This window comes from Nonomuraea corallina (assembly GCF_027620315.1).
In the GTDB taxonomy this organism is placed as follows: domain Bacteria; phylum Actinomycetota; class Actinomycetes; order Streptosporangiales; family Streptosporangiaceae; genus Nonomuraea; species Nonomuraea corallina.
The window spans coordinates 20,228-31,448 of sequence record NZ_JAPNNL010000078.1; the positions used below are offsets into that span (position 1 = coordinate 20,228).

The window sequence follows — 11,221 nt, forward strand, 5'->3', positions numbered from 1 at the left end:
TATCGATTCTCGCTTGGGAAGTGCTTTACCCTCGCTTGCGAAGTTCTCTTGGCCAGAACCGCCGAGGAAGGAACAACTTTATCACCGTCGTCAGGAAACGGGCAGGTGCCAATGGCGCCGGCCGGGATTCGACCCGGCGGCGGTGCACGCCCTCACCGGAGCGGCGTTCCTGCCGTTGGGGCGGGACGTTCAACGCCGGGGTGCCCATGTCGGCCCGGTGCAGCCCGCGGTGCGCGGGCCGGCGGGCGAAGGCGGGCGCGGTCGGCGCCATCGCCGGGCGCGGGAGCCGGCGCGGGGTCAGCGGCTCCTCCGCCGAACCGCCCGCCGCGACCCGGGCGAGCATCAGCGAGGCCCGCACGGAGTCGAGCCGGGTGTGGGGGTCGATGCGCAGCAGCGCGTCCAGGACCGGCGCGAGCGGCCCGGCCTTGGTCATCGGGATCGGCTCGCCACTGGTCAGCGCGGCGAGCGCGGCGGCGGCCGTACGCCGGCCGTGCAGGCCCCGGCCCTCGACGGCGGTGTAGAGGGTCGCGCCGAGCGACCACAGGTCGGCGGCCGGGCTGGCCTTGGCGCCGAGCACGCGCTCCGGCGCGATGTAGCCGGCCGAGCCGAGCACGATGCCGGCCTGGGTGATGGAGACGTCGCCTTCGAGCGCGGCCAGGCCGAAGTCGGTGAGCACCGCGCGGTCCTCCAGGACCAGCACGTTGCTGGGCTTGACGTCGCGGTGGAGGATGCCCTTGGCGTGGACGGCGCGCAGCGCCCCGAGGATCTGGCGGCCGATCTCGGCCACCCGGCGCGGCTCCAGCGGGCCCTCCACCTGGATGACCTGCTCCAGCGACCTGGCGCGGAGCAGCTCCATGACGATCCACGGCCGGTCGTCCTCGGTGACCACGTCGAAGACCGTGATCACGGACGGGTGCGCCACCATCGCGGTCGCCCGGCCCTCGCGTTCGGTGCGCGCGCACAACTCGGCGCGCAACTCCTCGTCGAGGACCTTGGGCAGGCGGACCTCCTTGACCGCCACTTCACGGTTGAGCAGCTCGTCATGTGCCCGCCACACGGTGCCCATGCCGCCGCGTCCGACCGGCTCCACGAGCCGATAGCGCGCGGCGAGAAGGTAACCGGAGGGCGCACGCATGCCTGGCAGCTTACCTATTTGTGTAAACCGACCAGTAGAGGCCGGGCCGATAATTTGTTGCGAATCCAAGTCAAGTCACCTGACAGGACGAGTCATTACGGCGGCGGCCCATTCGCCCGCAGGTCTCCTGAAAGGCGCGCGCCCGACACCGTCAGCAGGCTGTAAGGCTGTGGTAAGGACACGGGGGCATGCTGGACGCAGCGGGAAGGATTCCTCAGGAAGAGGCCGGAACTGTCGGTGCCGGTCGTCAGAATGGAGGCATCCGCCCGAAGGTTGACGAGCGAAGACCAGAGGACGTGAGGACGATGCGCCGGATTCAGATCCGCCGCCGGCCCCGAAGGCCGGCCCCGGACTCACTGGACCTCCGCACGCCGTCGGGGCGCAGGCTGCCCTACTGAGACACAGTCCATCAGGAGTGCATCTGAGAGGTGCGAAATGTGCAGTCACTTCCCCGTATGTCCCAGTGCTGACGCATTGAACCGTGAGGCGGCTCACGTGGTCAAGGCCCACCCCGACCAGGGATGGAGCCTGCTCTGCAACGGCGTGGTGCTGTTCGAGGACACCGGCCTGCTGCTTCCCGACGGCTCGGTCATCGCCCCCCACCGCGCGCTGGTCGCGGCCTGAGGGCCCTCAGCCCCGCCGGCCGATGGTCAGCACCGGCCCGGTGGTGTCGGTGAAGAAGTCGTTGCCCTTGTCGTCGACCACGACGAAGGCGGGGAAGTCGACCACCTCGATCTTCCAGACCGCTTCCATCCCGAGCTCCGGATACTCCAGCACCTCGACCTTCTTGATGCAGTCCTGCGCCAGCCGGGCCGCCGGGCCGCCGATGGAGCCGAGGTAGAACCCGCCGTACTGCCGGCAGGCCTCGGTCACCTGCCCCGACCTGTTGCCCTTGGCCAGCATCACCATCGAGCCGCCCGCCGCCTGGAAGCGCGCCACGTACGAGTCCATCCGGCCCGCCGTGGTCGGCCCGAACGAGCCGGACGCGTAGCCCTCGGGCGTCTTGGCCGGGCCCGCGTAGTAGACCGCGTGGTCCTTCAGGTACTGCGGCATCTCGCCGCCCTGGTCGAGCAGCTCGGCGATCTTGGCGTGTGCGATGTCGCGGGCCACGACCAGCGGCCCGGTGAGGGACAGGCGGGTCTTGACCGGATACTTCGACAGCTCGGCGAGGATGTCCGGCATCGGCCGGTTGAGGTCGATGGAGACCACGTCGTCCGACAGGTGCTCGTCGGTGGTCTCAGGCAGGAACCGCGCCGGGTCGGTCTCCAGCCGCTCCAGGAACACGCCCTCAGGGGTGATCTTGGCGAGCGCCTGACGGTCAGCCGAGCAGGAGACCGCGATGGCCACCGGGCAGGAGGCGCCGTGCCGCGGCAGCCGGATCACCCGCACGTCGTGGCAGAAGTACTTGCCGCCGAACTGCGCGCCGATGCCGAGCTTCTGCGTCAGCTCGAAGACCTTGGCCTCCAGCTCCAGGTCGCGGAAGCCGTGGCCGGAGGCGGAGCCCTCGGTGGGGATCGAGTCGAGGTAGCGGGCGCTGGCGTACTTGGCGGTCTTGAGCGCGTACTCGGCGGACGTGCCGCCGACCACCACCGCCAGGTGGTAGGGCGGGCAGGCGGCGGTGCCGAGCGAACGGATCTTCTCCTCCAGGAAGGCCATCATCCGCTTCTCGTTGAGCACGGCCTTGGTCTCCTGGTACAGGAACGACTTGTTGGCCGAGCCGCCCCCCTTGGCCATGAACAGCAGCTTGTACTCGTCGGGGTGGCCGTGCGGGTCCTCGGCGTACAGCTCGATCTGCGCGGGCAGGTTGCTGCCGGTGTTCTTCTCGTCCCACATGGTCAGCGGGGCCATCTGCGAGTAGCGCAGGTTGAGCCTGGTGTAGGCGTCGTAGACGCCGCGCGAGAGGTGCTCGGCGTCGCGGCCGTCGGTCAGCACGTGACGGCCGCGCTTGCCCATGACGATCGCGGTGCCGGTGTCCTGACACATGGGGAGCACGCCGCCGGCCGAGATGGAGGCGTTCTTCAGCAGGTCGAGCGCCACGAACCGGTCGTTGCCGCTGGACTCGGGGTCATCGACGATCTTGCGGAGCTGGGCCAGATGGGACGGGCGCAGGAAGTGGGAGATGTCGTGGACGGCGGTCTCCGTGAGCAGCCGCAGCGCCTCGGGGTCCACCTCCAGGAATGTCCGCCCCGCCGCTTCGACCGTCCGCACCCCCTCCGCGGTGATCAGCCGGTATTCCGTGTCGTCGGCGCCCAGCGGGAGAAGGTCGGTGTAGTCGAAGTCGGCCATGTCCATCCTTTCGATCCGCTAAGAGGGTACGCCGTCGCTGGTCTTCGTCCGTCCCCTGGGGGGCGCGGGAATCGGCGCGGGAATCGGCGCGGGAATCGGCGCGGACGTACGGGGACGCGACCGGCCCAGCCCGAGCAGGATGCCCGCGATCACCAGCCCCGCCCCCGCGAGGTCGTACGCGGAGGGCGCGGCGATGCCGAGCACCAGGCCGGTGACGATCGCGCCGACGGGGATGAGCCCGGCGAACAGCCCGGCCCGGCCCGGCCCCAGCTTGGGCAGCGACGTGTACCAGAGCAGGAACGCCAGCACCGTCACCACCACCGCCAGATAGCCGAACCCCAGTGCCTCGGTCAGGGTCGGCACCCGCAGCATGCCGGACCCCTCCCGCGCCAGCCCGATCACGGCCAGCACCGGCACCGCCAGCACGGTCGCGTACGCCGACACCCGGATGGCGCCCAGCTTCGGCAGCAGCGGCAGGGCCAGCAGGGAGAAGCAGATCTCGCCCGCCAGCGCGCCGAGCGCCCACAGCAGGCTGGGCAGCGTGCCGCTGCCCAGCCCGGTGGCCAGCGTCGCGCCGGCCACCACCACGCCGGCCCCGGCGAGCAGCCGCGGCGCGGGACGGCCGCCGGCGAAGGAGAGCCAGAGCGGCACGGTGCCGAGGACGGTGCCGACGAGCACGGGCCCGGCGGCGCGGGCGGACTCGATCACGAACACGTTGAACAGCGCCAGCCCGGTCAGGGCCAGCGCGCCGAGCAGCAGCCACTCGCGCGCCGTCAGCCGGACGAAGCGCAGGCCCATGACGCGGGTGACCGCCACCAGGATGACGGCCGCGACCGCGTAGCGCACCGCCTGCCCGCCGTAGACGGGATAGTCCCCGACCAGATCCGACACTCCCGCGAGTGTCCCCACGCAGAACATGGCCAGGGCGGCACCGGCGGCTCCATTTCTCATGCCTGCCAGGCTAGGAGCACAATGGTCCTGCTAAACAGTCCAATCCATCGCTCTGACAGAGGACCATTGTGGCCGACCTCCATGTGCCGATAAATCGGGAAATAGGCGGGATCGCCGGGCAGATCGCCTCCGAGCTGCGCGACGCCGTCCGCCACGGCCGCCTGGCCCCGGGCACCCGCCTGCCCGCCACCCGCGACCTCGCCGCCGACCTGCGCGTCTCCCGGGGCGTGGTGGTCGAGGCGTACGAGCAGCTCGTCGCGGAGGGGTTCCTGGTCTCCCGCGTCGGCGCCGGCACCCAGGTCGCCCCCACCGCCGCGCACCGCGCCGAGCCCCCGCCGGACGGCCTGGACCGCGCCCCGTACTACGGGCACCGGCCGACCTCGCCCGACCTCGGCTTCTTCCCGCGCGAGCGCTGGCTGGCCGCGGTCCGTCACGTGCTCACGACGATGCCCGGCGACGCCCTCGACTACGGCGACCCCGGCGGCGTCCCGGAGCTGCGCGAGGAGCTGGCCGGCTACCTGAGGCGGGTCAGGGCGGCCGACGTGGGCCCGGAGAACCTGGTCGTGGTCGGCGGCGTGGCCCAGGGCCTGAGCCTGATCCTGCGGGCGCTGGCGGGGTCCGGCCGGATCCGCCTGGCGGTGGAGGACCCCGGCAGCACCCGCCAGCTTCCGCTGCTGCGCCGCGCGGGCGCCGACGTGGTCCGGGTGCCGGTGGACGAGCAGGGTCTGGACGTGGCGGCGCTGGCGGCCCGGCGCGCGGAGGCGGCGCTGGTCACGCCCGCCCACCAGTTCCCCATGGGGGTGGTGCTCTCACCGGCGCGGCGGGCCGCCCTGATGGCGTGGGCCCGCGACGGCGACCGGTTCATCCTGGAGGACGACTACGACGCCGAGTTCCGCTTCGACCGGGACCCGGTCGGCTGCCTGCAGGGGCTCGCGCCCGACCGGGTGATCCTGTCGGGCAGCGTGAGCAAGGCGCTCGCGCCCGGCCTGCGGCTGGGCTGGGTGGTGGCCCCCGCGCCCGTGGCCGAGGCGGTCCGCCGCGCCCGGGGCGAGCTGGACCTGGGCTCGCCGGTGGTCGAGCAGTACGCGCTGGCCCACTTCCTGCGCACCGGCGGTTACGACAAGCACCTGCGGCGGATGCGCCGGGAGTACCGCCGCCGCCGGGACGCCCTGGTGGAGGCGCTGGCCGGGGAACTGCCCGAGGTCCGGGTCCGGGGCATCGAGGCGGGCCTGCACGTCTATCTGGAGCTGCCGGCGGGCTGGGACGAGGACCGGGTGGTGGCGGCGGCCCTGGAACTGGGCCTGGTGGCCGAGCCGGTGGGGCCGATGCGCGAGGGCGACGGCCCGCCGGCGGTGGTGGCCGGCTTCGCCCGGTTGCCGGCCCGCCGCGCGGCGGAGACGATTCGAGGGCTTAAAGTCCTTATGTCTGGACAAAAAGGGATCTAGAGGTTGCACAGGCAGAGGAGGGGCCATGCGCGTGGGACTGCTCGGGCTGGGCCGGATCGGCGCGTTCCACGCCGCGACGCTGGCCGCCCACCCGCTGGTCGACGACCTGATCGTGGCGGACCCCGTACGGACCTCCCCGCACGGCAGGACGGGCGACCCCTTCGACGCCGACGCGGTGGTCATCGCCACCCCCACGAGCACCCACGCCGAACTGCTCCTGGAGGCCTGCCGCCGGGGCGTCCCCGCGTTCTGCGAGAAACCGGCGGCCGGTGACGTCAGGGGCACGCTGGAGGTGCTGGAGGCGGCGCGCGGCAACCGGGTGGCGATCGGGTTCCAGCGCAGGTTCGACGCCGGGTACGCGGCCGCCGCGGGCGCGCTGCGCCGGGGCGAGCTGGGCGACCTGCACCGGGCGCACCTGATCACCGCCGACCCCGCGCCCCCGCCCGCCGCCTACATCCCGCCGTCCGGCGGGATCTTCCGCGACTGCCACATCCACGACTTCGACATCCTGCGCTGGGTGACCGGCCGCGAGGTGGTCTCGGTGTACGCGACGGGGGCCAACCGGGGCGCCGCGTTCTTCGCCGAGGCGGGCGACGTCGACACCAGCGCCGCCCTGCTCACCCTGGACGACGGCACGCTCGCCACCGTGCAGGGCTCGCGCTACAACGGCGCCGGGTACGACGTGCGCATGGAGCTGGCGGGCACCCGGGGCACGATGGCCGTGGGCCTGGGCCCGCGCGCCCCGCTCACCTCGACCGAGGGCCTCACCCCTGGAGGCGAGCCCTGGCCGGACTTCGTCGCCCGGTTCGCCGACGCCTACCGGGCCGAGCTGGACGCGTTCCTGCGCGGCGCGGACGGGCTGTGCGCGGTGGACGACGCGCTGGCGGCGCTGCTCGTCGCCGAGGCGGCCGAGCTGTCGCGTCGCGAGCGCCGGCCGGTCGACCTGACCGAGGTCACCCCGACGCGCTGAGCCGCCCGCCTCACGGCCATGACACCCCGCGTCACGGCCCCGACGCGCTGAGCCGCCCGCCTCACGGCCGCGACGCCACCGGCTTCGGCTCGAACCCCTTGGCCAGGACCACGATGGCGGCGGCGAGCACCAGCGGCGCGGCGAACCCCACGCGCATGCCGGCCGCGTCCGCGAGCCCGCCCACCAGGGCCGCGCCCACGATGAAGCCGACGTAGTTGAACAGGTTGACCCGGGCGATCGCCACCCCGGTGCCCGCGGGGTCCAGCCGTCCCGCGGCCGAGAACGACTGCGGCGCCACCACCGACAGCCCCACCCCGGTCAGCCCGAAGGCCACCACCGCCAGCGGCTGTCCCGGCGCGAACACGATCCCCAGGAAGCCCAGTGTGGCGATCGCCCCGCCCAGCCTGACCACGGTGGCGGGACCGTACCGCCTGACCGCCACGTCACCGGCCAGCCGCACGAGCAGCGTGGTGGCCTGGTACGCGGCGTAGGCCAGCGGGATCACCCGGGCGTCGGCGAGCAGTTCGTCCTGCATGAAGACGGTGCTGAAGTTCGAGACCGCGGCGTCGCCCACGTACAGGAAGCCCATCGCCAGGCAGAGCGGGATGATCGGCCGCCACGGGACCCCGGTCGCGGCGGCGCGCCCGGCGGTCTCGGCCCGCTCCTCCTCCGGCGCGTACAGGCGGGGGCCGGCGTGCAGCGAGCCGGCGACGGCGAACACCATCGGGATCGCCATGACCGCCTCCAGCGGCAGCGCGTCGCCCGCCGCCGCCACCCACAGCGCTCCGGCCAGGCTGAAGACGCTCCACAGGCAGTGGAAGCCGTTCAGCACGGCCCGCCCGTACCGGCGCTCGACCGCGACGCCCTGCATGTTCATGCCCGCGTCCACCGCGCCGACCGCCACCCCGAACAGCAGCAGCGCCGGCACCAGGAGCGGCACGCCGGGAGCCAGGCCGGACAGGACGACGGCGACGGCGACGGCGGGCTGGGCCAGGCGGAGCAGGAGCCGGCTGCCCAGCCGGGCGGCGAAGGCGCCCGCCGCCACGCTGCCCACGCCCGCGAACACCGGCACGATGAGCAGCAGCGCGGTCAGCGCCCCGGTGCTCAGGCCGTGTTTGTCCTGCAGGTGGGCGACCTGGGTGAGCAGGGTGGCGAAGGACAGGCCCTGGACCGCGTACACGGTGAAGGTGGCGAGGCGGGCTTGGCGATCACGCGGAGACGGCACGGCGGCCTCCTGAATGGGGGGAATTAACGTGAGGCTGGGTCAGGTTAGTCCCTGAGATCGCCGCTCCACCAGCACTCGGCCGGGTCCGTCTCACCGGCGCCCGGCCGTCCCGGCGACGCGGCGTTCCCGCCCGGTGATTCGGGACGCCGGGATCAGGCCGAACGTCGTGCCCGCCGGATATCGTGGGAGGCGTGAAGGAACGCCCGGGATCGTGGCTGCCCCGTCTGCAGGAGGCGGGCGAACGGCTGGCCGACGAGTGGGTGTCGGCCCGCCGCCCCCGCAAGGACGACCTCCCCCAGCCCGCCGAGCTGCGGGCGTCCGACGCCGACCGCGAGCGCATCGCGCAGGTCCTCCAGGACGCGCACGCCGACGGGCGGCTCACGCTGGAGGAGCTGGAGGAGCGGCTCGGCGTCCTCTACGCGGCCCGCACGCTCGGCGAGCTGGTCAAGCTCACCGAGGACCTGCTGCCCGCCGAGGAGCAGCCGCTCAACCTCGACGACAGGCCGGTCTCCGCGTTCTTCCGGCAGCAGGAGCGGGGCGGGCGCTGGGTGGTGCCCGCGGAGCTCGACGTCACCGCCATGTTCGGCACCACGAAGCTCGACCTCCGCGACGCGATCCTGCAGAACCGGCGCGTTGTCATCAACGCCACCCTGGTCTTCGGCGGGCTGGAGATCCGCGTGCCCGAAGGGCTCGAGGTCATCCGCGTCACCAAGGACAAGACCGCGCGGCTCACCAAGGGGCCCGAGGAGCCCGGCGCGCCCGTCGTCGAGGTCCGCACCACCAACTTCGTCGGCGACGTCTCGGTCAAGCAGCCCCGCCGCCGCAAGCGCCGCTGATCAGCCCGCGGTGTCGAAGTTGATCGCGCTGTAGGCGCGCAGCTTCCACAGCTGGTGCTCGCTCTCGATCTTGCGGATCGTGCCCGAGCGCCCGCGCATCACCAGCGACTGGGTCATCGCCACGCCGCCGCGGTAGCGTACGCCGTCCATCAGCTGGCCCTGGGTGATGCCCGACGCCGCGAAGAACACGTCGTCCGACCTGACCAGGTCGTTCGTGCTCAGCACCTGGTCGAGGTCCAGCCCGGCGTCCAGGGCCTTGCGCCGCTCGGCCTCGTCGCGCGGCCACAGCTTGCCCTGGATGACGCCGCCCAGGCACTTGAGCGCGCACGCGGCCACGATGCCCTCGGGCGTGCCGCCGATGCCCATCATCAGGTCGATGGCGGTGCCGGTGCGCGCGGCCATGATCGCGCCGGCCACGTCGCCGTCGGTGATGAACTTGATCCGGGCCCCGGTCTCCCTGATCTCCTTGACGAGCTGCTCGTGACGGGGACGGTCGAGCACCACCACGGTGACGTCGGAGGGCGAGCAGTGCTTGGCCTTGGCCACCGCCCTGATGTTGTCGCCCACCGGGCGCTCGATGTCGACCACGTCGGCCGCCTCGGGGCCCGTCACCAGCTTCTCCATGTAGAACACGGCCGACGGGTCGTACATCGACCCGCGCTCGCTCACCGCGATGACCGACACCGCGTCGGGCATGCCCAGGGCGGTCAACCGGGTGCCGTCGATCGGGTCCACGGCCACGTCGCACTCGGGCCCGCTGCCGTCACCGACCTGTTCGCCGTTGAACAGCATCGGGGCCTTGTCCTTCTCGCCCTCCCCGATGACCACCACGCCGTTCATCGACACCGTGTTGATGAGCTGGCGCATGGCGTTCACCGCCGCGCCGTCGGCGCCGTTCTTGTCACCCCGGCCCACCCAGCGCGCCGCGGCCATCGCGGCCGCCTCCGTAACGCGGACGAGCTCAAGAGCGAGGTTACGGTCGGGGGCGTGCGCGCCCGTGGCCAGCGGCTCGGGGACCGAGGTCTGTTCGGACATGATAAGTGAGGCCTCCTCGTGACGACTATCCCGATGGTAGTTGTCCCTGTATCCCCGGTCAGCGGAGGATAATGTGCCAGCCATGAGCAGCGATGTGGAACCGACCGTGACAGCCCGCACGTCCGAGCGCGGCGCCGCCACGCGTTCGGCCCTGCTGCGCGCCGCCAGGGACGTGTTCGTCTCCAAGGGCTTCGCCGAGGCGGGCGTGACCGATGTGGTGGCCGCGGCCGAGGCCAGCGTCGGCAGCCTCTACCACCACTTCGCCGGCAAGGCCGACCTCTACCTCACGCTGTTCGAGGAGTTCCAGTCACGCCAGACGCAGCGCACCAAGCAGGCCGCGCGGGCCGCCCGTGAGGCCGGCGAGACCGACCCGATGCGGGTCTTCGTCAGCGCCGCCCGCGCCTATCTCGACGGCTGCCTGGCCGAGCGCGAGCTCGCCGCGCTGTTCCTGCGCGGCGACGGGCCGCCCGGCTTCGAGGTCGTCATGCGCGACCGGCTCCGCACCTGGGCGCGCCGGAACGCCGCGCTCTTCGACGACGAGAACGCGCTCGTCATCGTCCTGACGGGGGCGCTCGCCGGGGCCGTCAACGAGATCGTCCAGTCGGGGGACAGAAACCTGGCCGAGGAGGTCCTGGAGATCATCGGCCGCCTCCGCCCGGCCGGGTCCGCGACCGACGCCATCAGCGGGTAACCTCGCCAAGTGTGCAACGGTTCACCGAAGGTCTCCACGGCTATGTGGTAGCCGTGCTCGTCTGCCTGGCGGGGGTCGGCCTCTTCCTGCTCATCACGCCGCGGGGCGACGTGGAGCACATCCCGAGGCGCGACTACTCCATCACGGTGGCCAACTTCTCCCGTACGGTCCCGTACGCGGTGTGGTCGCCGGCCCAGGACCCCGAGGGGTGGATCCCCAACAGCAGCCGGGTCGCCCAGGGCGACAACGGCGCGCAGGTCCTGCACATCGGCTACGCGACGGCCGCGCGCGAGCACGCGATGTTCATCCAGAGCGACGAGAAGCCCGCGGCGGGGTTCGCCAACCGCATGGCCAACTCCGACAAGTCGGTCGGCACCCAGCAGGTGGGCGGCCAGACGTGGGAGCGGCGTTTCCGCGAGGACAAGAAGCAGCGCACCCTGGTCCGCGTGCTGCCCGACGTGACGCTGGTCGTGACCGGCACCGCTGACTGGACCGAGCTCGGCCGGCTCGCCGCCGCGCTGCGGGAGGGTCCCAAGCCGGCCACCTGAGCCGCCCGGACGCTGCTAGCATCAGCCTCCGCGTGGAAGGGCCGGCCCTTGACGGGGCGCCGGTTCTGCTGTCAACCACGTGAGAAGGCCCCCCCCCCG

Annotated in this window: 11 protein-coding genes; 6 read left to right on the forward strand and 5 right to left on the reverse strand. The window is 72.5% G+C overall.

All coding sequences use genetic code 11. The annotated features are described in order from the left end of the window. Positions 1-25: 25 nt before the first annotated feature. Complete coding sequence (locus tag OUY22_RS19880) at positions 26-1,135, reverse strand: serine/threonine-protein kinase (RefSeq protein WP_270156539.1); 1,110 nt, start codon at positions 1,133-1,135, stop codon at positions 26-28. 435 nt (positions 1,136-1,570) lie between these two features. On the opposite strand from OUY22_RS19880, the gene OUY22_RS19885 reads away from it, so the two are divergent. After that, on the forward strand, positions 1,571-1,759 hold the full coding sequence (locus OUY22_RS19885) for a DUF5999 family protein (protein WP_270156540.1): 189 nt from the start codon (positions 1,571-1,573) through the stop codon (positions 1,757-1,759). Positions 1,760-1,765: 6 nt separating this feature from the next. Here the strand turns inward: OUY22_RS19885 and OUY22_RS19890 are convergent, their stop codons facing one another. Both OUY22_RS19890 and OUY22_RS19895 read right to left on the reverse strand, forming a co-directional pair. Further along, the gene (locus OUY22_RS19890) at positions 1,766-3,421 is read right to left on the reverse strand and encodes a fumarate hydratase (RefSeq protein WP_270156541.1); all 1,656 of its coding nucleotides are present in this window, start codon (positions 3,419-3,421) and stop codon (positions 1,766-1,768) included. A gap of 18 nt (positions 3,422-3,439) precedes the next feature. Beyond that, on the reverse strand, positions 3,440-4,372 hold the full coding sequence (locus OUY22_RS19895) for a DMT family transporter (protein ID WP_270156542.1): 933 nt from the start codon (positions 4,370-4,372) through the stop codon (positions 3,440-3,442). Positions 4,373-4,440: 68 nt separating this feature from the next. On the opposite strand from OUY22_RS19895, the gene pdxR reads away from it, so the two are divergent. Together pdxR and OUY22_RS19905 are read left to right on the forward strand one after the other, a co-directional pair. Then, the gene (gene pdxR, locus OUY22_RS19900; protein WP_270156543.1) at positions 4,441-5,817 is read left to right on the forward strand and encodes a MocR-like pyridoxine biosynthesis transcription factor PdxR; all 1,377 of its coding nucleotides are present in this window, start codon (positions 4,441-4,443) and stop codon (positions 5,815-5,817) included. 25 nt (positions 5,818-5,842) lie between these two features. Next, the gene (locus OUY22_RS19905; protein ID WP_270156544.1) at positions 5,843-6,787 is read left to right on the forward strand and encodes a Gfo/Idh/MocA family protein; all 945 of its coding nucleotides are present in this window, start codon (positions 5,843-5,845) and stop codon (positions 6,785-6,787) included. 61 nt (positions 6,788-6,848) lie between these two features. Here OUY22_RS19905 and OUY22_RS19910 read toward each other — a convergent pair whose 3' ends face one another. Next, positions 6,849-8,012: an MFS transporter gene (locus OUY22_RS19910; RefSeq protein ID WP_270156545.1), complete on the reverse strand. Its 1,164-nt coding sequence runs from the start codon at positions 8,010-8,012 to the stop codon at positions 6,849-6,851. Positions 8,013-8,203: 191 nt separating this feature from the next. Here OUY22_RS19910 and OUY22_RS19915 point away from each other — a divergent pair, with 191 nt between their 5' ends. After that, on the forward strand, positions 8,204-8,848 hold the full coding sequence (locus tag OUY22_RS19915) for a DUF1707 SHOCT-like domain-containing protein (RefSeq protein WP_270156546.1): 645 nt from the start codon (positions 8,204-8,206) through the stop codon (positions 8,846-8,848). Here the strand turns inward: OUY22_RS19915 and glpX are convergent, their stop codons facing one another. After that, a complete protein-coding gene (gene glpX / locus OUY22_RS19920; protein ID WP_270156547.1) occupies positions 8,849-9,883 on the reverse strand; it encodes a class II fructose-bisphosphatase in 1,035 nt (344 codons plus the stop codon). An 82-nt stretch (positions 9,884-9,965) separates the two neighbouring features. Here glpX and OUY22_RS19925 point away from each other — a divergent pair, with 82 nt between their 5' ends. Next, entirely contained in the window at positions 9,966-10,574 is a 609-nt protein-coding gene (locus OUY22_RS19925; protein ID WP_270156548.1) for a TetR/AcrR family transcriptional regulator, read from the forward strand. A gap of 11 nt (positions 10,575-10,585) precedes the next feature. Continuing rightward, positions 10,586-11,122 carry a DUF4245 domain-containing protein gene (locus tag OUY22_RS19930; RefSeq protein WP_270156549.1) on the forward strand — a complete coding sequence of 179 codons (537 nt, stop codon included), beginning with the start codon at positions 10,586-10,588 and terminating at the stop codon, positions 11,120-11,122. Positions 11,123-11,221: the final 99 nt, after the last annotated feature.

Bases quoted from the DNA above. Each gene is read 5' to 3' on its own strand.
- OUY22_RS19890 (WP_270156541.1), bottom strand. From the start codon at position 3,421: ATGGCCGACTTCGACTACACCGACCTTCTCCCGCTGGGCGCCGACGAC.
- OUY22_RS19880 (WP_270156539.1), bottom strand. From the start codon at position 1,135: ATGCGTGCGCCCTCCGGTTACCTTCTCGCCGCGCGCTATCGGCTCGTG.
- OUY22_RS19925 (WP_270156548.1), top strand. From the start codon at position 9,966: ATGAGCAGCGATGTGGAACCGACCGTGACAGCCCGCACGTCCGAGCGC.
- OUY22_RS19895 (WP_270156542.1), bottom strand. From the start codon at position 4,372: ATGAGAAATGGAGCCGCCGGTGCCGCCCTGGCCATGTTCTGCGTGGGG.
- OUY22_RS19885 (WP_270156540.1), top strand. From the start codon at position 1,571: ATGTGCAGTCACTTCCCCGTATGTCCCAGTGCTGACGCATTGAACCGT.
- glpX (WP_270156547.1), bottom strand. From the start codon at position 9,883: ATGTCCGAACAGACCTCGGTCCCCGAGCCGCTGGCCACGGGCGCGCAC.
- OUY22_RS19905 (WP_270156544.1), top strand. From the start codon at position 5,843: ATGCGCGTGGGACTGCTCGGGCTGGGCCGGATCGGCGCGTTCCACGCC.